At 61.4% G+C, this 21,364-nt stretch carries 17 protein-coding genes; 7 read left to right on the top strand and 10 right to left on the bottom strand.

Going from position 1 to position 21,364, the window contains the following annotated elements; all coding sequences use genetic code 11:
* Positions 1-1,176, bottom strand: coding sequence for an isochorismate synthase EntC (entC, locus tag AC2FAJ_RS08235; RefSeq protein WP_045631307.1), 1,176 nt, complete (start codon positions 1,174-1,176; stop codon positions 1-3).
* Positions 1,177-1,364: 188 nt separating this feature from the next.
* Between entC and fepB the strand changes: the two genes are divergently transcribed.
* Entirely contained in the window at positions 1,365-2,324 is a 960-nt protein-coding gene (gene fepB, locus AC2FAJ_RS08230) for a Fe2+-enterobactin ABC transporter substrate-binding protein (RefSeq protein WP_485454018.1), read from the top strand.
* Between the two features lie 46 nt (positions 2,325-2,370).
* Here the strand turns inward: fepB and entS are convergent, their stop codons facing one another.
* The gene (entS, locus tag AC2FAJ_RS08225; protein ID WP_485454017.1) at positions 2,371-3,618 is read right to left on the bottom strand and encodes an enterobactin transporter EntS; all 1,248 of its coding nucleotides are present in this window, start codon (positions 3,616-3,618) and stop codon (positions 2,371-2,373) included.
* Between the two features lie 108 nt (positions 3,619-3,726).
* On the opposite strand from entS, the gene fepD reads away from it, so the two are divergent.
* Genes fepD through fepC form a run of 3 tightly spaced genes read left to right on the top strand, consistent with a single transcriptional unit; the run spans position 3,727 to position 6,511 of the window.
* The gene (gene fepD, locus AC2FAJ_RS08220; RefSeq protein WP_045631304.1) at positions 3,727-4,731 is read left to right on the top strand and encodes a Fe(3+)-siderophore ABC transporter permease; all 1,005 of its coding nucleotides are present in this window, start codon (positions 3,727-3,729) and stop codon (positions 4,729-4,731) included.
* Entirely contained in the window at positions 4,731-5,720 is a 990-nt protein-coding gene (gene fepG, locus AC2FAJ_RS08215; RefSeq protein ID WP_120266909.1) for an iron-enterobactin ABC transporter permease, read from the top strand. The genes fepD and fepG overlap by 1 nt, the downstream gene beginning before the upstream one ends.
* A complete protein-coding gene (fepC, locus tag AC2FAJ_RS08210) occupies positions 5,717-6,511 on the top strand; it encodes an iron-enterobactin ABC transporter ATP-binding protein (RefSeq protein ID WP_045631302.1) in 795 nt (264 codons plus the stop codon). Before fepG ends, fepC begins: the two co-directional genes overlap by 4 nt.
* A gap of 82 nt (positions 6,512-6,593) precedes the next feature.
* Here fepC and entF read toward each other — a convergent pair whose 3' ends face one another.
* The 3 genes from entF to fes are packed head-to-tail and all read right to left on the bottom strand — an operon-like array spanning position 6,594 to position 11,870.
* The gene (entF, locus tag AC2FAJ_RS08205) at positions 6,594-10,451 is read right to left on the bottom strand and encodes an enterobactin non-ribosomal peptide synthetase EntF (RefSeq protein WP_485454016.1); all 3,858 of its coding nucleotides are present in this window, start codon (positions 10,449-10,451) and stop codon (positions 6,594-6,596) included.
* Positions 10,448-10,660, bottom strand: coding sequence for an MbtH family protein (locus AC2FAJ_RS08200; protein WP_485454015.1), 213 nt, complete (start codon positions 10,658-10,660; stop codon positions 10,448-10,450). Before AC2FAJ_RS08200 ends, entF begins: the two co-directional genes overlap by 4 nt.
* A 10-nt stretch (positions 10,661-10,670) precedes the next feature.
* On the bottom strand, positions 10,671-11,870 hold the full coding sequence (gene fes / locus AC2FAJ_RS08195) for an enterochelin esterase (RefSeq protein WP_248113263.1): 1,200 nt from the start codon (positions 11,868-11,870) through the stop codon (positions 10,671-10,673).
* Between the two features lie 145 nt (positions 11,871-12,015).
* Between fes and AC2FAJ_RS08190 the strand changes: the two genes are divergently transcribed.
* Together AC2FAJ_RS08190 and entD are read left to right on the top strand one after the other, a co-directional pair.
* Entirely contained in the window at positions 12,016-14,256 is a 2,241-nt protein-coding gene (locus AC2FAJ_RS08190; protein ID WP_045631298.1) for a TonB-dependent siderophore receptor, read from the top strand.
* Positions 14,257-14,337: 81 nt separating this feature from the next.
* Positions 14,338-15,030 (top strand): enterobactin synthase subunit EntD, encoded by a 693-nt coding sequence (gene entD / locus AC2FAJ_RS08185; RefSeq protein WP_485454014.1) that lies wholly within the window; start codon positions 14,338-14,340, stop codon positions 15,028-15,030.
* On the opposite strand, the gene AC2FAJ_RS08180 is transcribed toward entD, so the two are convergent.
* The 5 genes from AC2FAJ_RS08180 to betT all read right to left on the bottom strand — a co-directional run bounded on the left by AC2FAJ_RS08180 (position 14,966) and on the right by betT (position 20,636).
* A complete protein-coding gene (locus tag AC2FAJ_RS08180) occupies positions 14,966-15,805 on the bottom strand; it encodes a metal ABC transporter permease (RefSeq protein WP_485454013.1) in 840 nt (279 codons plus the stop codon). The two genes, entD and AC2FAJ_RS08180, sit on opposite strands and share 65 nt — an antisense overlap.
* On the bottom strand, positions 15,802-16,650 hold the full coding sequence (gene sitC, locus AC2FAJ_RS08175) for an iron/manganese ABC transporter permease subunit SitC (protein WP_188245967.1): 849 nt from the start codon (positions 16,648-16,650) through the stop codon (positions 15,802-15,804). The genes AC2FAJ_RS08180 and sitC overlap by 4 nt, the downstream gene beginning before the upstream one ends.
* The gene (locus AC2FAJ_RS08170) at positions 16,647-17,453 is read right to left on the bottom strand and encodes a manganese/iron ABC transporter ATP-binding protein (RefSeq protein ID WP_028012282.1); all 807 of its coding nucleotides are present in this window, start codon (positions 17,451-17,453) and stop codon (positions 16,647-16,649) included. Before AC2FAJ_RS08170 ends, sitC begins: the two co-directional genes overlap by 4 nt.
* Before the next feature lie 2 nt (positions 17,454-17,455).
* Positions 17,456-18,367 carry a metal ABC transporter substrate-binding protein gene (locus AC2FAJ_RS08165; RefSeq protein WP_193357213.1) on the bottom strand — a complete coding sequence of 304 codons (912 nt, stop codon included), beginning with the start codon at positions 18,365-18,367 and terminating at the stop codon, positions 17,456-17,458.
* Between the two features lie 235 nt (positions 18,368-18,602).
* The gene (gene betT / locus AC2FAJ_RS08160) at positions 18,603-20,636 is read right to left on the bottom strand and encodes a choline BCCT transporter BetT (protein WP_041910965.1); all 2,034 of its coding nucleotides are present in this window, start codon (positions 20,634-20,636) and stop codon (positions 18,603-18,605) included.
* A gap of 128 nt (positions 20,637-20,764) precedes the next feature.
* Here betT and betI point away from each other — a divergent pair, with 128 nt between their 5' ends.
* The gene (gene betI / locus AC2FAJ_RS08155) at positions 20,765-21,352 is read left to right on the top strand and encodes a transcriptional regulator BetI (RefSeq protein WP_485454112.1); all 588 of its coding nucleotides are present in this window, start codon (positions 20,765-20,767) and stop codon (positions 21,350-21,352) included.
* Positions 21,353-21,364: the final 12 nt, after the last annotated feature.

Below are 21,364 nucleotides of genomic sequence, written 5' to 3'. Positions count from 1 at the left end.
TTAGTGCAAACCAAACACGTTGAGCATGGTGGAGAGCTTCACGCCCGTCTCGCGCCACTCGCCCACCGGCGAGGAGGCAGGCACAATGCCCGCGCCGGCAAACAGGCGAACGGTATTTTCGCGAAGACGCGCGCAGCGGATGGTCACCACCCACTCGCCGTTGCCTTCGCTGTCGCACCAGCCGACGATGCCGCCGAACAGCTCGCGGTCGAACGGCTCCAGCTCTGCAATCAGTTCTTTAGCCGCCTGATGCGGGAAGCCGCTCAGGGCCGGGGTCGGATGCAGCAGGCAGGCCAGCGTCAGGGCGTTTTCGTTCTCGCGCGCGTCACCTTCAACCGGCGTCGCCAGATGCCACAGCGTCGGCGTGGTGATGAGCTGCGGGGAAGACGGCATGCTCAGATGATGGCTGCGCGGCGCCAGAATGGCCTTCATCGCCTGGGTCACCAGGTCGTGTTCGTGGCGGTCCTTTTCGGAGGCCAGCAGCTTATTGCCCGCCTCGCGATCCAGCACGTCGTCCGGCTGGCGGCGCGCGGAGCCTGCCAGCGGCAGCGAGCTAAAGTGCCTGCCCTCTTTGCGCAGCAGCAGTTCCGGGCTGGCACCGAGCAGCACGCCGCCGTCTTCCAGCGGCACGTGGAAGTTAAAGCTCGCCGGGTTCTGAGCGATCAGACGCTCCAGCAGCGCGCCGCTGTCCATTTTTTTGTCGGTGGCGATATCAATCAGGCGCGACAGCACTACCTTATTCACCTGCGGCGTGGCGGTGAGCGACGCGGCGCGCGCGACCATCTCTTCAAAAACGGGCTGAGCGGGGATCTCGGTGCGCTGTTCCACCTTCAGCGCCTGCGCGCCGGAGAAATAGCGTGCGGACTGCTGACGCGCGGGACGGGAAAACGTCTCCCAGCGTTGCGGAATAAACAGCGAAGACGGCTTGCGGGTATCGAACGGGATGGCCCCTACCATGACGGGATGGGCGATGCCGCTGGCTTTCGCATCCCGGAAAGCCTGGGCTAATTTCTGCTGGAACTGCCCCGCCGGATCGTCGCCGCCGACGGCAGGTTCAGAGAATCGGGCAAAACAGCCTGAGGTGGTAAAACTGCGGTAAGGCGACATAAAGAAAAAGCTGTCTGATTGCAGCGTGGTCGCGGTGTGCTGAACTTCCTCAGCCAGGGACGTGTCCATATCATCCTCCTTAAAATGATAAAAGAAGCAATAATGATTATCATTTATATTTTCGTCGGCTAACCTAATCCCACAGCGCCCCGCTGTCAACCGTCGGGCCATTAACTTCTGCGACAAACGCTTGCATCCCTTCCCGGCAACCATGAAAATGAGAAGCATTATCTTCAATAAAAACAGGATGCCACTCTGTGAAAATCGCTGCCGTTTGCCGCAATGCCCTTCTTCTGACAGGACTTTTTGTTTTAGGACTAACCTCAGCCACCGCCGCCGACTGGCCGCGCCAGGTCAACGACAGCCGCGGCGTGCATACGCTTGAGAGCAAACCGACGCGCATAGTCTCCACCAGCGTGACCTTAACCGGCTCCCTGCTGGCGATTGACGCGCCGGTCATTGCCAGCGGCGCAACCACGCCGAACAACCGCGTGGCGGACGCGCAGGGTTTCCTGCGTCAGTGGGGGGATATTGCAAAACAGCGTAAGGTTGCACGGCTGTACATCGGCGAGCCAAGCGCCGAAGCGGTGGCCGCCCAGATGCCGGACCTGATTTTGATCAGCGCCACCGGCGGGGATTCCGCGCTGGCGCTGTACGATCAGCTCTCCGCAATCGCCCCGACGCTTATCATCAATTACGACGACAAAAGCTGGCAGGAACTGCTGACCCAGCTGGGCACGATGACCGGGCACGAGAAACAGGCCGCTGAACGCATCGCCGCGTTCGATAAACAGCTCGCGCAGGTGAAACAGCAGATGAAACTGCCGCCGCAGCCGGTGAATGCCATCGTCTACACCGCCGCCGCGCACACGGCGAACCTGTGGACGACAGAATCGGCGCAGGGCAAGCTGTTACACCAGTTGGGCTTTACGCTGGCGGCGTTACCCGATGGGCTGCACACCTCAAAAAGCCAGGGCAAGCGTCACGACATTATTCAGCTGGGTGGAGAAAATCTGGCGACAGGGCTGAACGGCGAAGGGCTGTTCGTGTTTGCCGGTGACGAGAAAGACGTGAATGCGATTTACGCCAACCCGCTGCTGGCGCATTTACCGTCGGTGAAAAACAAACGCGTCTGGGCGCTGGGAACGGAGACGTTCCGCCTGGATTTTTACAGCGCGATGCTGGTGTTAGACAGATTGAATGCGTTGTTTAAGTAGGCATTTTCCCTCCCTCTCCCCGTGGGAGAGGGCCGGGGTGAGGGCATCAGGCCGCACCGTCGTTCAACACGACCTCCTGCCTGAACCGCCGCAATTCCACCAGCGCCACCAGTAAGATCGCGCCAACCATCGCTAACACAAACCCGCTGCTGCTCGCCGACGCTACCGGGGTCATTATCGCCCCCAGCCCGCCGAGGATCGCCGCGCCAATCGCATCGCCCGTCACGTTCTGCGCGGTCCACAGGCCGTTGATACGCCCCAGCATCCCTTCCGGCGTCTGGGTCTGGATCAGGGTGTACTGCAGCAGCGAGCTGATGGCGCTCAGCCAGCCGAAAATCACCAGACACATCACCCCCAACGCCCAGACCGGCATCAGGCTGAAGAAGCCGATGGCGATAAACGAGGCCAGCGTCGCCACCAGCATAATCAAGCCCGGACGCGCGCTTTGGGCCAGGTTACCGCTGGTCAGCGCCCCGCAGGCCGCACCGAGCGGAATGGCGGCGTATAGCACGCCAATCTCTGAGGCGCTCATCTGCCACTCGCCCGCCAGCGCCGGGTAAAGCACGCGCACGGCGCTCGCCATCGTCAGCAGGCCGCCGAGCAGCGCAATGCCGCCAATCAGCGGGTTGCTGAACAGAAAACGAATCGCGGCCATCAGGGACTTCAGCGGATGCTCGCGCGGCTGCGGCGGCGGTGGCAGCAGTGGCAGACACAGTAACGTCAGGGTGGTGATAAAGGTGCCCGCCGCGGCAAGGCCGTAGTTCCACGCCACGTTGCCGGTGGCCAGCAGCAGGCCGCCGACCATCGGCGAAATCACCGAGCCGAGGCGCACGGTGAGCATGGTGATCGCCCCCGCCTGCATCAGGTTCTCGCGGCCCACCAGCGCGGGCGTTGCCGCCAGCAGCGCCGTCACGCCGAGCGAGGCGAAAAAACCGTCCCACAGGCCAAGGGCATAAATCGCCATCAGCGACGGCTCCGGCAGCATGGCGTTCAGACACAGCCCGATAAAGCCCACCCCGCAGGTGCCGCGCGCCAGCAGGATCAGCTTCTTACGCTCGTAGCGGTCCGCCAGCACGCCGCCGACCATCAGGCCGATAAACATCGCCCCGCCGGTTAAGGTGACGGATAACCCCACCAGCCAGCTGGAGTGCGTCATGCTCTGGATTTGTACCGGCACGGCCACGCCGAGCAGGCCGAGGGACAAAATGGAGATAAAGCGAGCGATAAAAACGGCGCGATACGCCGGGTGCGTTTTGAGCAGGCTGAGGTTGAGCAGCCAGGATTTTTGATTCATGACAAAGCCTTGAGTGTAATTCTACCCATTCCATGGGCGCACATGCTAACATAGCCAAATAAGATAGATAACGATAATCACTATCATTATCAAATCATGGATGTTGCTATGTCGTTTTCCTCTTCTGCGGTGCGCGCCATTGCCGTGCCCGTATTATTGCTACTGCTAATCCTTGCGATTGCACTCAGCCTGCTGGTCGGCGCGAAGCCGCTACCCGCCTATGTTATCGTTGATGCGCTCTCCGGCACCTGTCAGAGCGCCGACTGCACCATCGTGCTCGACGCCCGCCTGCCCCGCACTCTTGCCGGACTGCTGGCCGGTGGCGCGCTTGGCCTTGCGGGTGCCCTGATGCAAACCCTTACCCGTAACCCGCTGGCGGACCCCGGCATTCTCGGCGTCAACTCCGGTGCGAGTTTTGCCATTGTGCTCGGCGCGGCGCTGTTCGGGTTGACCTCTCCGTCCGAGCAGCTGGTGATGGCCTTCTGCGGCGCGCTGGCCGCCTCGCTGGTGGTCGCGTTTACCGGCAGCCAGGGCGGCGGCCAGCTGAGCCCGATACGCTTAACCCTGGCAGGCGTGGCGCTGGCGGCGGTGCTGGAAGGCTTGTCCAACGGCATCGCCCTGCTTAACCCGGACGTTTACGACCAGCTACGCTTCTGGCAGGCAGGCTCGCTGGATATCCGTACCCTTGAAACCCTAAAAGTGGTGACGATCCCGGTCATTATCGCTGCTGCCGTGGCGCTGTTTTTAAGCCGGGCGCTGAACAGCCTGAGCCTCGGCAGCGACACCGCGACCGCGCTCGGCAATCGCGTGGCGCGCACCCAGCTGACGGGTCTGCTTGCCATCACTGTGCTGTGCGGCAGCGCGACGGCGGTGGTCGGTCCGATTGCTTTTATCGGCCTGATGATGCCGCACATGGCGCGCTGGCTGGTGGGGTCGGACCACCGCTGGTCGCTGCCGGTCACGCTGCTGGCGACGCCTGCCCTGCTGCTGTTTGCCGATGTTCTCGGTCGTCTTCTGGTACCGGGTGAACTGCGCGTCTCGGTGGTCAGCGCCTTTATCGGCGCGCCGGTGCTGATCTTCCTGGTACGCCGTAAACGCGGAGGTGGCGCATGATGGCCCCGTCCCGTCGTTTACTCACCAGCGTCTTCCTGCTGGCTATCGCCATTACTCTGCTGGCGGTCTGGAGCCTGCAAAGCGGTGCCGTAACGCTTGATTTCGCGCAGGTCTTTCACGCCCTCACCGGCAGCGCGCCGCGTAACATCACCATGGTGGTCACCGAATGGCGACTGCCGCGCGTGGCGATGGCGATCCTGGTGGGCGCGGCGCTCGGCGTAAGCGGCGCAATTTTCCAGTCGCTGATGCGCAACCCGCTCGGCAGTCCGGACGTGATGGGCCTCAATACCGGGGCCTGGAGCGGCGTACTGGTGGCGATGGTGCTGTTCGGGCAACATCTGACGGCCATTACCTTTACGGCGATGGCGGGCGGCATTCTGACCTCGCTGCTTATCTGGGCCCTGGCCTGGCGCAATGGCATTGACACCTTCCGGCTGATCATTATCGGGATCGGCATCCGCGCGATGCTGATGGCCTTTAACACCTGGCTTTTGTTGCAGGCGTCACTGGAAACCGCGCTCTCCGCCGGGCTGTGGTACGCCGGCTCACTTAACGGCCTGACGTGGGGCAAAACCTGGCCCGCCGCGCCGCTGATTTTGCTGATGTTTATCGGCGCCCTGCTGCTGGTGCGGCGTATGCGGCTGCTGGAGATGGGCGACGACAGCGCCTGCGCGCTGGGCGTGAGCGTTGAGCGCTCGCGCCTGATGCTGATGCTGGTGGCGGTATTGCTGACCGCTGCGTCCACCGCGATTGCCGGGCCGATCTCGTTTATTGCCCTTGTCGCGCCGCACATCGCGCGGCGTCTTAGCGGCACCGCGCGCTGGGGCTTGACCCAGGCTGCCCTGTGCGGTGCGATGCTGCTGCTGGCCGCCGATCTCTGCGCCCAGCGGCTGTTTATGCCTTATCAACTTCCGGTGGGCGTGGTGACCGTCAGCCTCGGCGGGATTTACCTCATCGTCTTGCTCGTTCAGGAGTCACGCAAGAAATGACAGATTCAACAACCCGCTTGCGCGGCGAAAACTTGACCCTCGGCTATGGCAAAAAAATCATTGCCCGTGATTTAACCGTCGCCATTCCGGACGGCCACTTCACCGCGATTATCGGTCCGAACGGCTGCGGCAAATCAACCCTGCTGCGCACCCTGAGCCGCCTGATGTCGCCGTCAGAGGGCAGCGTATTCCTCGACGGCGAGCAGATCCAGCGCTTCGCCAGCAAAGAGGTGGCCAGGCGCATCGGGCTGCTGGCGCAAAACGCCACCACGCCGGGAGATATCACGGTGCAGGAGCTGGTCTCGCGCGGACGCTACCCACACCAGCCGCTGTTTACCCGCTGGCGCAAAGAGGACGACGAGGCAGTGAAGCGCGCGATGCAGGCAACGGGCATCACCGATCTGGCTCAGCAAAGCGTGGATACCCTCTCTGGCGGACAGCGACAGCGGGCGTGGATCGCGATGGTGCTGGCGCAGGAAACCGCCATTATGCTGCTGGACGAGCCGACGACCTGGCTGGACATCAGCCATCAGATTGACCTGCTGGAGCTGCTGAGCGAGCTGAACCGCACGCAGGGATATACCCTGGCGGCGGTGCTGCATGATTTAAATCAGGCGTGCCGCTACGCCACGCATCTGATTGCCTTGCGCGACGGCGAGATTGTGGCGCAGGGCGCGCCGAAGGAGATTGTGACGCCAGAGCTGATCGCGCGGATCTACAGCATGCGCTGCATGATTATTGACGATCCGGTGGCGGGTACGCCGCTGGTTGTGCCGTTAGGTCGGCGGTAATTGCCGGGTGGCGGCTACGCCTTACCCGGCCTACATTCAGCTCCCGTAGGCCCGGTAAGCACAGCGCCACCGGGCATTTGCACTATCCTAAAATTTCCTTCAGTACCGGCCCAATCTTTTCAAACGCCTGCGGTGAAATGATATCCACGTGGGCGCAGTCCTGGCTGTAGACCTCCAGCTCGCCCACCCACGGCGCCCAGGCCGTATGCGGATCCATCGTTCGCGTGCGCTCGGCGACAAACAGCGTCGCTTTACCGTCAAACCGCGCGCTATGTGCCGTGGTGAGCAGCCGCACCGCGTCCGCATAGTTGCCTTCAATGGCGTTAAATAACTCGCTGGAGCCCTGCCCCTGCTGGGCGGCGATAAACGCCTGACGCTCGCGCTCGATCTCCGCCAGCACTTCCGGGTCAAGGCCGTTTGCCTCTTTCTCCGCCCAGTTTTGCGTTTCCGGCGGCCAGGTATCCAGCAGGCCGAGGAAGGCCACCTCTTCACCCTGCTCGCGCAGGCGGGCCGCAATACCCTGCGCCAGCGTGCCGCCGAGCGAATAGCCGAACAGGTAATACGGCCCGTGCGGCTGCTGCTTACGCAGCGTTTTAAGGTGATGTTCGATCACCCCATCGAGATCCGCGCACTGCTGCATCGGGCCGTTTGGCCGCGGCGACTGAATGCCGATGATGGACCAGCGCGGGCTGAGGTAGCGCGCCAGGACGCTGAACTGCCAGGCAAAGCCGGACGCCGGATGGAAGCAGAACAGCGTCGGGCCGTTGCTTTCACGCAGCGGCAAAAGGGTTTCATACCCCAGACGCTGCGCCTGTTCGTCGCTCATCTGCGAGTCCAGCAGCGCGCTGAGCTTGCCGACCGTCGAGGCGACCATAATCTGCCCCGGCGTGACCTTGCGGCTGAACGCACGGCCGAGCTGAGCCGCGAGGCGCATCGCCAGCAGTGAATGGCCGCCGAGGGCAAAGAAGTCGGCGTCGATATCGTTCACTTCGCAGCCCAGCAGCGCAGAAAACGCCTGCGCCACGCCGATTTCGGTGTCCGTTTCCGGCGCGCGCCCGGAGGTTTTGCGGGTCAGCTCCGGCAGCGGCAGCGCCTTGCGATCCAGCTTGCCGTTCGCGCTTAACGGCAGCGCGCTGATTTGCAGCAGCACTACCGGCACCATATGCGGCGGCAGCTGGGCCTTGAGTGATGCAAGCAGCGCGTCGCGATCCAGCGGTAAGCCGGATTCGGAAACCACGTACCCCACCAGCTGGCGGGCATCGCCGCCCGTTGCCGCAGCCTGATTAAACACGCACGCATGCGCCACGGCCTGAGCCACGTCCGGCAGCGCGAGCATCGCCCGGTCGATTTCGCCCAGCTCGATGCGCTGGCCACGAATTTTCAGCTGATCGTCGCTGCGGCCCAGATATTCCACCGCCCCGTTGTCCAGCCAGCGGGCGACGTCTCCGGTGCGATACATCCGCTCGCCTGGGGCAAACGGATCGGCAATAAAGCGGCTGGCGGTGAGGTCGGGACGTCCCAGATACCCCTGTGCCAGCTGAATGCCGGTGAGATACAGATCGCCCGCCACGCCGAACGGCACCGGGCGCATCATCGCGTCCAGAATGCGCAGCCCCGTATTCCACACCGGGAAGCCGATCGGCACGCTGTTGCCCTCCACCGCCGCCAGCTCCGGGCCGTACGCCGGATACCAGCTCACGTCCACCGCCGCTTCGGTTGGGCCGTAGAGGTTGTGCAGCGGTACATGAGTGAGCTGCTCCCACTCGCGGCACAGCGCCGTTGGCAGCGCCTCGCCGCTACAGAACACCTGCTTCAGCGTCCTGCAACAGTCGACGTTTCCCGGCGTCAGCGAGGCAACAAATGCCGCCAGCATCGAGGGCACGAAGTGGGTGGTGGTTACGCCATATTCTGCGAAGAAGCTCTGCATCGCCTGCGGATCGCGGTGCGCGTCCGGCTCGGCCATCACCAGCTTTGCCCCGGCGATAAACGGCCACCAGAACTCCCATACCGACACGTCAAAGCTGCACGGCGTTTTCTGCGCCACGACGTCATGCGCCGCCAGTGGATAATGATCCTGCATCCACTTCAGGCGGTTAACGATGGCGGTATGCCCCACCATCACCCCTTTCGGGCGTCCCGTTGAACCTGAGGTAAAGATGATGTACGCGGTCTGCTCCGGCTTCGCCAGACGCAGAGGTTCAGCGCCTGTGGCTGGCAATAGCATGTTGTAACTAAGCGAAGGTATCGGCAGATCGTTAAAGCGCGGAAGCTGCGCGTCGGTGGTAATGAGAAGCGACGGTTTCGCGTCCTCCAGCATCATCCGCAGACGATCGTCCGGGTAGCCGGTATCCAGCGGCAGCCAGGCGGCGCCGGCTTCAACAATCCCGTGCAGCGCCAGGGTCAGGAACACCGAACGCGGAAGCGCCACCGCTACGCTGTCGCCCGGCTTCACGCCGCGCGCGCGCAGCAGGGTTGCCAGCGCGACCACCTGCTCGCGCATCTGGCGGTAGTTCAGCTCAATATGGGCATCCGCCAGCGCGGGGGCGTCCGGCGTTTTGCTCGCCTGCTCCGCCACCAGATCCGCCAGCGTGGTGGAGGGCAGCGCCAGGCCGGTATCGTTGATGCGCGCCAGCCGGGCGTATTCCTGCTCTGATACGGTTTCCACGTCGCCACAGCGCAGGTCCGGGTTCGCGGCAAACTGCGCCAGCATCGCGTTCAGGCGCGAAACGTGGCGCTTCAGCGTCGCGTCGTCGTAACGCTGCCTGTTGGCGAGGATCTCAATGCTTAATCCGCCCTGCTCGTCCGGGAACAGCGCCAGCTCCAGATCGTTCACCGGGCCGGTCGCCAGCGTGTGGGTGATGGCCTCCACGCCGTCAATATCCAGCTGATAATCAAATACCTTCACGTTCAGCACCGGCCCAAACAAAGGTTCGTCCCCTGCGGCCCGCCCGCTGTCGCGCACGATCTGCTCGGCGTCGTAGCGCTGATGTCGGCGCATCTTTTTCAGCTGGTTCGCCAGGCGCAGCGCCAGCTCCGGCAGGCTCTCAAGCGGATTAATATTCACCGCCAGCGGCAGGACGTTAAGCACCGGGCCGGTTGCGGTCAGCGCGGCGGATCCCATGCGGCGCATAAAGATAAACCCGGCGGCGTAGTCCAGCCGTCCGGTCAGGCGGCCCAGCCACAGCGCCACCAGCGCAAGGGCCAGATCGGTACGCTGCGCCTGCCCAGCCGCCTGTGCAAGCCGGCTAAAGGCGCGACCGTCCATTGCAATTTTCAGGCGCAGGATGTCGGTGGTGGCGGCGCGTCCCGGCAGCGGCGCGGAAGAGAGCGAGACCGGAGAAGGAAGCTGTTTGCGCTGCTCGGCCCAGAAAGCACCGTCGCGCTGATACGCCTCGCTGTCGCGATAGCGCTGATACTCCTCCACCACCTCGGCGAACGGGGTAAATGGAGAGGCGGGCGCGGATTCACCTTTCTGCCACGCGGCATAAATAGCGGCGATCTGACGGGTAATAGCCGGGAAGCTGAAGCCATCCACCACCAGATGATGATATCGCTGATACCAGTACCAGTGACTTTCGCCCACCTGAATCAGCTGGTGAAACGCCAGAGGCTGACCGCTGTCGATGCGCAGGTTTTGGTTGAGATCGGCCTCCATCAGCGCCACGGCGTCATCGTGGGAGTTAACGCGCACGATGGACGGCTCCGGCAGGAGCATGGCCTCATCGACCCACTGCCACACCTCACCGTTATCTTCGGCAAAACGCATCCGCAGCGTGTCGGCCTGCATCATGCCTTCAGCGGTGGCTTTTGCCAGCAATGGCGCATCGATAGCGCCTTTCAGTTCGGTGTAGTGCGCGACGCTCCAGGCGTTTGGCAGGGAGGAAAGCTGCTCCGCCATCCAGATCCCCGGCTGGGCGGCGACTAGAGGAAGACGGTTCATGCGCGCTCCCCCGCAAAATATGACGGCTCAAGCGTCTGCCAATGCCCGGCAAGCCACTGCTGGCACGCCTCCTGGGACTGCGGCTCGCAGACCACGCGCCAGCCCGCGGGCAACTCGCACTGCTGCGGCCACAGGCTGTACTGCCCCTGGTCGTTTTGCAAAATGGCGAACTGTCCCTGCGGATTATCGAAAGGATTGCTGAATTCCATACAGACTCCGTTATTGAATGAGCGGCTGCCAGAGGGTCATCAGCCCCTGCGTCAGCCCACCGCGCCAGCAAAGCGCATCGTGTCCGCCGTCAACCTGACGCCAGATAACCGGTTGCTGAGTGTGTAGTTCGGCGAGGATCGCCTGGTTTGCGCGCAAGATAAGCGGCTCGTTGCGCCCGGCTTCAAGAAGGATGCGTAGCCCGCGAGGGGATATTTCGCCGGTTTTAAGTTGTTCGATTAACAGCCCGTCCTGCTGCCCGCCGCGGTGCGGCCACCAGTAGGAGCCGGACTGGCTGAGCACGCAGCCAAAACGCTGCGGCCAGTGCAGTGCGGCATAAAGGGAGGAGAGACCGCCAAAGCTTTGCCCTGCGACCACCGTACGGTCGGCGCGGTCGCTAAACGGCGCGCGTTGTTGGACAAGGGGGAGAAGTTCTTCCTGCACCGCCAGCCAGAAGTCGGGATTGCACGGTAGCTCGCGGTTACGGTGCTCCATATTAATAACATCGATTAAGACGTAGACCGCAGGTGGCAGGTTGCGCTCGGCGGTGAGCGACGCCAGCGCAGGCCAGACGGGCATGCTTTCGGCCCAGAACTGTCCGTCAAGCAGCACCGCCAGCGGGCGCTCGGGGCTTTCATCCCCGGTGGTAAAAATCCACACGCGGCGACGGTTCTTCAGGCGCGCGCTGTCCCACGTAATGCAGACGGGCTTTTTGTAAGGCGTATCAGGATGGTTCCAGCCGGGCTGTACGGGCGCCTCCGGCATCTCCAGCGCCGAGACAGCGTGCCCGCGCCCGCCGCGCCAGCTCTGCGCATTCAGCGGGTCTGAAACCGCGTGCGGCAGCAGTTTTCGCCAGCCTTCGCGCAGCGCCATGCGGTCCGGCTGCTCGCCTTCAAATACTGCATCGGCAAAATCGTTTTCGTTATCGGAGGGGATAAAACAGTAGCTGCCGCGCCATTCGGGGGTGAACTCCCCCTGCCACTGCCAGACGTCGGTATCGGGGATACGTTCAAGCGATTGCGGGCGGGCATTCTGATGGTGGTCGGTCACGCCGGTAACGTAGAGCCAGACGCGTTTAACCGTCGAGGTCTGCTGGGTTCCTGCCGGGTCCCGCCACCAGAATGTGACGCGATAGTTTTCCTCATGACGTTGCCATTCCGGCCCGTTTTTCGACTGCCACCACGCTTCACTTCCGGTTGTTAACGCCGTCACCCTTATAACCCCATGTTTAACAATATTTTTTGTTTCAGAGCAAATTTTATTGATAATATTATTGATAACTATTTGCATTTGCAATAGCGTATTGCCCGCGCTGTGGGAAGCGCGTTCATAAATAACCATAAAAGCGGGACGTACAATGAATAAGAAGATTCACTCTCTGGCCTTGCTGGTCAATTTAGGGATTTATGGCGTCGCGCTGCCCGCCATGGCAGACGACAACGCCGCCTCTGCGCAGCACGAAGACACGATGGTGATCACCGCCGCCGAGCAGAATTTGCAGGCGCCTGGCGTGTCGACCATCACCGCCGATGAGATCCGCAAAAACCCGCCCGCGCGAGACGTGGCGGAAATCATCCGCACCATGCCGGGCGTTAACCTGACCGGCAACTCCACCAGCGGCCAGCGCGGGAATAACCGTCAGATTGACATTCGCGGCATGGGCCCGGAAAACACCCTGATCCTGATCGACGGCAAGCCCGTCACCAGCCGCAACTCCATCCGCCTGGGCTGGCGCGGCGAGCGTGATACCCGCGGCGATACCGGCTGGGTACCGCCGGAGATGATCGAGCGCATCGAAGTGATCCGCGGCCCGGCCGCCGCACGCTACGGTAACGGCGCGGCGGGCGGCGTGGTGAATATCATCACCAAAAAGTTCGACGACCAGTGGCACGGCTCCTGGAACACCTACCTGAACGCGCCAGAGCATAAAGACGAAGGTTCTACCAAGCGCACCAACTTCAGCCTGAGCGGCCCGCTGGGCGGCGACTTCAGCTTCCGCATGTTCGGTAACCTGGATAAGACTCAGGCCGACGCATGGGACATCAACCAGGGCCATCAGTCTGAGCGTACCGGAGCCTACGCCAACACCCTGCCCGCGGGCCGCGAGGGTGTAGAGAACAAAGACATCAACGGCGTGGTGCGCTGGGACTTCGCGCCGATGCAGTCGCTGGAGTTTGAAGCGGGCTACAGCCGCCAGAACAACCTCTATGCGGGTGACACGCAAAACACCAACAACGACAACGCGCTGGTGAAGAAGAACTACGGCAAAGAGACGAACCGTATTTATCGCCAGAACTTCGCCGTGACCTGGAACGGCGGCTGGGACAACGGCATTACCACCAGCAACTGGGCGCAGTACGAACACACCCGCAACTCCCGCCTGGGCGAAGGGCTGGCGGGCGGTACGGAAGGCCTGTTCAACAGCAATAAATTCACCGACACCGATCTGGCCGACGTGATGCTGCACAGCGAAATCAACCTGCCGATTGATTTCATTGTGAACCAGAACCTGACGCTCGGCACCGAGTGGAACCAGCAGCGGATGAAGGATTCGACCTCCTTCTCGCAAACCCAACAGGGTGGCACCATCCCGGGCATGAGCGAAGACCGTAGCCCGTACACGTCAGCGGAGATCTTCTCCCTGTTCGCTGAGAACAACATGGAGCTGACCGACAGCACCATGCTGACCCCTGCCCTGCGCTTCGATCACCACACCATCGTGGGCAATAACTGGAGCCCGTCCCTGAACCTGTCGCAGGGTCTGGGGGATGACTTCACCCTGAAGATGGGCATCGCGCGTGCCTACAAAGCGCCAAGCCTGTACCAGACTAACCCGAACTACCTGTTGTACAGTAAAGGCCAGGGCTGCTACGCCAGTTCCGACGGCGTGGGCTGCTACATGATGGGTAACGACGATCTGAAAGCGGAAACCAGCATCAACAAAGAGATTGGCCTCGAGTGGAAACGCGACGGCTGGCTGGCGGGCGTGACCTGGTTCCGCAACGACTACCGCAACAAGATTGAGGCGGGCTACGCGCCGATTGGCCAGACCTCCACCGGTAAAGTCACCACCGATATCTACCAGTGGGAAAACGTGCCGAAGGCGGTGGTGGAAGGTCTGGAAGGCTCCCTGAACGTGCCGGTCAGCGACACGATCAACTGGACCAACAACATCACCTATATGCTGCAGAGCAAGAACAAGGAGACCGGCGACCGTCTGTCGATCATCCCGGAGTACACGCTGAACTCAACCCTGAGCTGGCAGGTGCACCAGGATGTGTCATTGCAGTCGACCTTCACCTGGTACGGCAAGCAGCAGCCGAAGAAGTACAACTACAAAGGCCAGCCGGTGACCGGGTCTGAAAAAGACGAGGTCAGCCCGTACAGCATCGTTGGCCTGAGCGCCACCTGGGACGTGACGAAAAACGTCAGCCTGACCGGCGGTGTGGACAACGTCTTCGACAAGCGCCAGTGGCGCGCGGGTAATGCCCAGACCACGGGAAACGCGACAACCGGCGCGTATATGTACGGTGCGGGTGCCTACACGTATAATGAACCGGGTCGTACCTGGTACATGAGCGTAAACACAAGATTCTGATACAGGCAATGACTTCCCCCTCTCCCTGTGGGAGAGGGTTGGGGTGAGGGCATCAGTCCGCACAATTCAGAGGGAAAAACCATGCACACCACCCACAGCACATTTTCTCTCGCCGGCCTCACCCTCCACCGCATCACCTTCGACCCCGCCACCTTCACCGACGCCGATCTCCTCTGGCTCCCGCATCACGCCCAGCTCGCTGACGCCGGACGTAAACGCAAGGCTGACCATCTGGCAGGACGCATCGCCGCCGCGCACGCCTTGCCTGACCACACCGTTCCCGCCATCGGCCCCAGCGGGGAACCGCTCTGGCCGGACGGAATTTCCGGCAGCATCACCCACAGCGGTACCCATGCCATGGCGGTAGTGGTTCGCGATCGACACGCGCTTATCGGCATCGACTGCGAAACTATCCTGCCCGAAAATGAAGCCAGAGAAATTAAGGACGGCATTATTGATGCCCAGGAAGAGCGCGTGCTTTCCCACTCGGGTTACCCGTTCGCCCTCGCCCTGACGCTGGTTTTCAGCGCCAAAGAGAGCCTGTTTAAGGCCCTCTTTCCGAAGGTGCAGGCTTACATGGGGTTTGACAGCGCGCGCGTCACCCTGCTCGACGATAACACGCTTACGCTGGCGTTGACCCGTCAACTGTCAGGCTTTAACGAAGGCACCGCCTTCGCCCTGCACTGGCAGCAGCACGGCGAGCAGGCGATCACCCTGCTGTCACACGTTCCTGCCGACGCGCCTTTACGCTGGTCACCACAAACGTCAAGATAAACACCACCGCGAACAGGACCACTATGGTCGGCGCGGGCGCACTGTCGAGATAAAACGAGGCATACACGCCGCTGACCGACACCAGCACTGATACCGCCACTGCCACGAGCAGCGCCATGTGAAAGCGTCGGGCGATCAGCACCGCCACCGCGCCGGGGGCAATCAGCAGCGAAATCGACAGAATAATCCCCACCGCCTTCAGCGTCGCCACGATGGTCAGCGACACCATGCACAGTAAGCCATAGTGCAGCCAGCGGGCGCGCAGGCCGCTCGCCTGCGCCTGCTGATAGTCAAAGCAGAACAGCAGGAAATCGCGCCATTTCAGGCCAATCACCAGCGCAATCAGCCCCGCGACGAGACCGCTTTGCAGAATGTCCATCCCGTTAATGCCCAGCATATCGCCGAACAGAATGTGGTCGAGATGCACCTCAGGTTTGACGGCGATATAGAGGATCAGCCCCGCGCCGAACATCCCGGAAAAGACGATCCCCATCACCGTATCCTGCTTGATCCGGCTGTTGTCCTTGAGGTAGCCGGTGGCGACCGCGCAAAACAGACCGGCAACGAATGCGCCCACCGCCAGCGGCAGGCCCATCACCCACGCCAGCACCACGCCGGGAAACACCGCGTGGCTCATGGCGTCGCCCATCAGCGCCCAGCCTTTGAGCACCAGAAAAACCGACAGCAGCGCGCAGGGCACGGCTACCAGAAGTGAAATCAGCAGCGCGTTGTTCATGAACGCAAACTGAAAGGGTTCAAGGAGCAGCGCCATCATGGGTGTGCCTCCTTCGCGCGACGACGGCTGGCGAGCAGCCCGTACTTCGGCGCAAAGACGAACGCCAGCAGGAACAGCAGCGTCTGGGCGACAACAATAATGCCGCCGGTGGCGCCGTCCAGATAATAGCTGGCCCACGCGCCGAGGAAGCTGGTGAGGCTGCCAATGGCGACGGCAATCATCAGCAGACGCGGGAAGCGGTCGGTGAGTAGCCACGCGGTTGCGCCGGGCGTAACCACCAGGCAAATCACCAGAAACGCGCCGACGGTTTGCAGCGCCGCCACGGTGGAGACCGCCAGCAGCGTGAAGAACAGTACCTTCAGGCGCTCCGGGCGCAGGCCGATGGCGCGGGCGTGGTTCTCATCAAAAAAGGTCACCATCAGATCTTTCCATTTGAACAGCAGGATAACCATCGACACCACGCCGATAATCGCCAGCTGGACGATATCCTCCGGGGCGATAGCCAGAATATTGCCGAGCACGATGGTCTGAATATTCACCGAGGTCGGGTTAAGCGAGACCATAAACAGCCCCAGCCCGAAAAAGGAGGAGAAGATCAGCCCGATAATGGCATCCTCCTTCAGGCGGCTGCGCTGGTTGAGAAACAGCATGCTGCCCGCCGCCAGCCCGCCCGATAAAAACGCCCCCAGCGAGAACGGCAGCCCGAGCATGTAAGCCCCCGCCACGCCCGGCACGATGGAGTGCGAGAGCGCATCGCCGATCAGCGACCAGCCTTTGAGCATCAGGTAGCAGGAGAGAAACGCGCAGAGCCCACCCACCATCGCCGAGACCCACATCGCGTTAAGCATGTACTCATAGCTGAAGGGTTCGAGAAGCGCGTTCATTTTGCCTCCTGCCGGTGCGTCACGAAGGGTCGCTCATCGTCGGTAATGATGCGATCTTCCGAGCCGCTGAGTACCACGTGGCGCAGCACGCCGCTGAAGGCGCGCTCAAGGTTTTCGGCGGTGAAGGTGGTTTCCGTCGGACCGCTCGCCAGCACGGTGCCTTTGACCATCACCGTGTAATCGCAAAACTCCGTGACCGAGCCCAAATTGTGGGTCGAGACCAGCATGGTTTTGCCCTCGTCGCGCAACTCGCGCAGCAGGCTGATGATTCTGGCTTCGGTTTTAACGTCCACGCCGGTAAACGGCTCGTCGAGCAGGATCACCTCGCCCTGCTGGGCAATCGCCCGCGCCAGGAAGACGCGCTTCTTTTGCCCGCCGGACAGCTCGCCAATCTGCCGGTGGCGCAGCTCGAGCATATCCACGCGCTTCAGGGCGTCGGTCACGATCTGCCGATCCTGCGCTTTAGGCCGCCGCAGAAATCCCATATGCCCGTAGCGCCCCATCATCACCACGTCCTCAACCAGCACCGGAAACGACCAGTCGACCTCTTCCGACTGCGGCACGTAGGCGACCAGGTTCTGGCGCAGCGCCCGGTGAGGCGGCAGCCCATGGAGGGTGATAGTGCCGCTCGCCGCCCGCACAAAGCCCATCACCGCCTTAAACAGCGTGGACTTGCCGGAGCCGTTCACCCCCACCAGCGCGGCAATCGATCCGCCGGGCACGCTGAACGACGCATTGCGCAGCGCCGTGTGGCCGTTGCGGTAGGTCACGGTCACGTCCGTGACGACAATCCCCTTCTGCATGGTCACTCCTTCATGCCGTCGCGAATGCCCTGCACCAGCGTGCGGGTGGTCACGTTCAGCAGATCGATATAGGTCGGCACCGGGCCGTTTTCCGCGCTCAGGGAGTCGACGTACAGCACGCCGCCGTAGTGGGCGCCGGTTTCCCGCGCCACCTGACGCGCCGGCTTATCGGAAACCGTACTTTCGCTGAATACCGCCGGGATGCGATGTTTTTTCACCAGATCGATCACCTTGCGCACCTGCTGCGGCGTCCCCTGCCGATCGGCGTTGATCGGCCACAGGTAAAGTTCCTTCATGCCCAGATCCCGCGCAAGATAGGAGAAGGCGCCCTCGCTGGTCACCATCCAGCGTTTGTCTTCCGGGATCTCCGCCACCTGCTTGCGCAGCGGTTCGAGGGTCGCGACGATCTTCTGCTTGTAGGCTTCAGCGTTACGTTGGTAGACCTGCGCGTTGGCCGGGTCGTACTTCACCAGCGCGTCGCGGATGTTATCAACGTAAATCAGCGCGTTGTCCGGCGACATCCACGCGTGCGGGTTAGGCTTGCCGTCGTACGGCCCCTCGCTGATGCCCATCGGGGTGATGCCCTGGGTGACAATCACCTCCGGCACGCCGTTCAGGTGCTGATAAAAACGCAGGAACCACAGCTCCAGGTTCATGCCGTTCGCAAGGATCAGCTGCGCCTTTTGCGCGCGCTTGATATCGCCCGGCGTTGGCTGGTACTCGTGGATTTCAGCGCCCGGTTTGGTGATGGAGGTGACTTCTGCGGCATCCCCCGCCACGTTTTTCGCCATATCCGCGATGACGGTAAAGGTGGTGATGACCTGGAACTTTTCAGCCGCCAGCGCGCCCGTGCTGGTCGTAGCCGTGAGCAGCGCGCCGAGCAACAGACGCTTTAATCCTTGCAGTGGGTGCATCGCAGAAGTCTCCTGAGGTGATTAAATTCAAAGCAAAATTAGCCTGTGCTATAAGGTATAGCACAGGCTATGTTTAAATGAAAATAGTTATCATTAAAGTTGTGTCAATGAAGGGCGTGCCTGATGGCGCTTCGCTTATCAGGCCTACGGTAAGGCAGTTTTGTAGGCCGGGTAAGCGCAGCGCCACCCGGCAAGAAAGATGGCTGGATTGTTAACGACAGGGGTTTGCCATCAATTAGACATCCGGGAACATCACGCTATTCCCCGGTGCTTCCCTGTGCAGATGGATAAAGTTCAGGTGCCGTTCATACTGGTCCAGAATGTCCGTGATCACCTGCTCCTTGCTATAGTCCATCAAATCATTTCCCTGGCTGCCTTCCAGCAGGAAGGTCTCCAGCCGGTAGTAGGTCGACTTCCCGCTGCGCGCCCGGTAGGTGAACCCGGGCACCGAATACTGCTGCGGCCAGATCTGATAGACAAAGTTCTGCTCGTCGCCCATGTGCACCAGCAGATCCAGATGTCCCAGATTTTCGCCCTCTTCCGGCGGCAGGTTTTTCAGCTCCACGTAGGCGCCGCGCAGCCTCAGCTCCTGCGCCACCTCTTCCATCGCCGGGTAGCAGATCGTCTCCATCATCTGTTTAGTGTAGCGCGTGCCCGGGTAGTTCATCAGGCGCGACAGGCGTTTCTTCCAGCTCAGCCTGTCCTGAGCGCCCATTGGCCGCGGCGCGGTGTCGCGGCTGGCGCTGACGCGGCGGTAGTCTTCCACTTTGAGCGATTTATACAGCCCGGCCATCACGAAGAAGATCACAAAGCTGAACGGCAGGCCCATGATCACCGTGGTGTTCTGCAGCGCCGAAATGCCGTTGGTCATCAGCATGCCGAGCGTCAGCAGGCCGATGGCGACGGACCAGAAGATGCGCAGCCAGTTCGGCGCGTCGCTGTTGATGTCTTTCAGCTTCGAGGTGAAGTTCCCCAGCACCAGCGCGCCGGAATCCGCCGAGGTGACGTAGAACAGCAGGCCGGTAATGGTCGCTACCGAGGCGCTAAAGGTAAACGCCGGGTACTGCGCCAGCAGGCTGTAGAAGCCGCGCTCCGGATGCGCCATCGCTTCCTGCGCGAAGGTCGCATTGCCGTGGATGATCTCATGCAGCGCGCTGTTGCCGAAAATCGACAGCCACAGCAGGGTAAAGGTGAACGGGATGATCAGGGTGCCCATCACAAACTGACGAATGGTGCGGCCACGTGAAATACGCGCCAGGAACAGGCCGACAAACGGCGACCACGCCACCCACCACGCCCAGAAGAACAGCGTCCAGTTGTTCATCCACTCTGTCGGACGGTCAAAGGCGAAGCTGTTCAGCGTCATGCCCATAAAGCGATTCACGTAATCACCCACGTTCAGCACTAAGGCATTGAGCAGGAACGAGGTGTCGCCCATAAACAGCACGAACAGGATCAGCCCCAGCGCCAGCGCGACGTTAAGCTCGGAGAGCACGCGGATGCCTTTATCGACGCCCGACGTCACCGAAATGGTGGCGATAATGACGGAGAGCGCAATCAGCGCCGCTTTCGCCGCCATTGAATCCGGAATATCAAACAGCACGCTCAGCCCGTAGTTGAGCTGCACCACGCCAATCCCGAGCGTTGTCGCGATACCAAAGATGGTGCCGATTACCGCCGCAATGTCGACGCTGTGGCCAATCGGTCCGTTAATTTTTTTACCGAAAATCGGATACAGCGCGGAGCGAATGGTGAGGGGCAAATTATAACGATAGCTAAAGTATCCGAGCGCCATGCCCATCAGGGCGTACATTGACCAGCCCGTCAGCCCGTAGTGGAACAGCGTCCAGACCATCGCCTGGCGCGCGGCCTCCATCGTCTGCCCTGTCCCTTCCGGCGGCTGCATATACTGCGTGACCGGTTCCGCCACGGAGAAGAACATCAGGTCGATGCCGATGCCCGCGGCAAACAACATCGCGGCCCAGCTCAGCAGGCTGAACTCGGGCTTCGACTGCTCGGGCCCGAGCTTCACGGAGCCGAAGCGCGAGCAGGCAATGCAGACGACGAAGACGATATAGAGCGTCGCCGCCAGCAGGTAGTACCAGCCGAAGGTCTTCGATACCCAGTTCAGGGTGCGGCCAATCCACTCGGCAGAAAAATCACGAAAGAAGATGGTCGTCAGGGAAAACAACAAAATCAGCCCGGCGGACGTATAAAAAACGACCGGGTTGATTTTGTCTTTTTCTCTGTCCTGTGAAAGGTCTGTCATCCAGTATCCCCACTGTTTTTGTAACTATTAAAATCCAAATCCGCAACAATTAAGACACATTTTATATTGAACGTCCAATCAAAAACCGCTTTAATGTATAACCAACGCTGATGAATGGAGTGGCAACAATGCCCAAAGTGGGGATGCAGCCGATCCGGCGCAGGCAGCTAATCGACGCCACGCTGGAAGCAATAAATGAAGTGGGAATGCATGACGCGACCATCGCGCAGATCGCCCGTCGGGCGGGTGTGTCCACGGGGATCATCAGCCACTATTTCAAAGACAAAAACGGTCTGCTGGAAGCGACCATGCGCGACATCACCGGCCAGCTGCGCGATGCGGTATTAAGCCGCCTGCACGCCCTGCCGGACGGCAGCGCAGAGCAGCGTTTGCAGGCGATTGTCGGCGGCAACTTTGATGAAACGCAAATCAGCAGCGCGGCGATGAAGGCCTGGCTGGCCTTCTGGGCGAGCAGTATGCACCAGCCGATGCTCTACCGTTTACAGCAGGTGAGCAGCCGCCGCCTGCTGTCGAACCTGGTGTACGAGTTCCGCCGTGTGTTGCCGCGCGAACAGGCGCAGGAGGCGGGCTACGGGCTCGCCGCGCTGATTGACGGGCTGTGGCTACGCGCTGCGCTGAGCGGCAAACCGCTGCATAAAACCCTGGCCCAGTCGCTCACCAGCCACTTTATCAGCCAGCATTTACCGACCGACTAACCGAGGAGAATT

Source organism: Enterobacter cloacae complex sp. 385G4, from assembly GCF_057320665.1.
Note: the sequence above shows the minus strand (reverse complement) of the source record. Positions and strands in the feature narration are given on the sequence as shown.

Excerpts from the sequence above, each read along its gene's own strand:
- entC (WP_045631307.1), bottom strand. The coding sequence starts at position 1,176 with ATGGACACGTCCCTGGCTGAGGAAGTTCAGCACACCGCGACCACGCTG.
- AC2FAJ_RS08180 (WP_485454013.1), bottom strand. The coding sequence starts at position 15,805 with ATGATGGCGCTGCTCCTTGAACCCTTTCAGTTTGCGTTCATGAACAAC.
- entS (WP_485454017.1), bottom strand. The coding sequence starts at position 3,618 with ATGAATCAAAAATCCTGGCTGCTCAACCTCAGCCTGCTCAAAACGCAC.
- sitC (WP_188245967.1), bottom strand. The coding sequence starts at position 16,650 with ATGAACGCGCTTCTCGAACCCTTCAGCTATGAGTACATGCTTAACGCG.
- entD (WP_485454014.1), top strand. The coding sequence starts at position 14,338 with ATGCACACCACCCACAGCACATTTTCTCTCGCCGGCCTCACCCTCCAC.
- AC2FAJ_RS08190 (WP_045631298.1), top strand. The coding sequence starts at position 12,016 with ATGAATAAGAAGATTCACTCTCTGGCCTTGCTGGTCAATTTAGGGATT.
- fepD (WP_045631304.1), top strand. The coding sequence starts at position 3,727 with ATGTCGTTTTCCTCTTCTGCGGTGCGCGCCATTGCCGTGCCCGTATTA.
- betI (WP_485454112.1), top strand. The coding sequence starts at position 20,765 with ATGCCCAAAGTGGGGATGCAGCCGATCCGGCGCAGGCAGCTAATCGAC.
- fepC (WP_045631302.1), top strand. The coding sequence starts at position 5,717 with ATGACAGATTCAACAACCCGCTTGCGCGGCGAAAACTTGACCCTCGGC.
- entF (WP_485454016.1), bottom strand. The coding sequence starts at position 10,451 with ATGAACCGTCTTCCTCTAGTCGCCGCCCAGCCGGGGATCTGGATGGCG.
- AC2FAJ_RS08165 (WP_193357213.1), bottom strand. The coding sequence starts at position 18,367 with ATGCACCCACTGCAAGGATTAAAGCGTCTGTTGCTCGGCGCGCTGCTC.
- AC2FAJ_RS08200 (WP_485454015.1), bottom strand. The coding sequence starts at position 10,660 with ATGGAATTCAGCAATCCTTTCGATAATCCGCAGGGACAGTTCGCCATT.
- AC2FAJ_RS08170 (WP_028012282.1), bottom strand. The coding sequence starts at position 17,453 with ATGCAGAAGGGGATTGTCGTCACGGACGTGACCGTGACCTACCGCAAC.
- betT (WP_041910965.1), bottom strand. The coding sequence starts at position 20,636 with ATGACAGACCTTTCACAGGACAGAGAAAAAGACAAAATCAACCCGGTC.
- fepG (WP_120266909.1), top strand. The coding sequence starts at position 4,731 with ATGGCCCCGTCCCGTCGTTTACTCACCAGCGTCTTCCTGCTGGCTATC.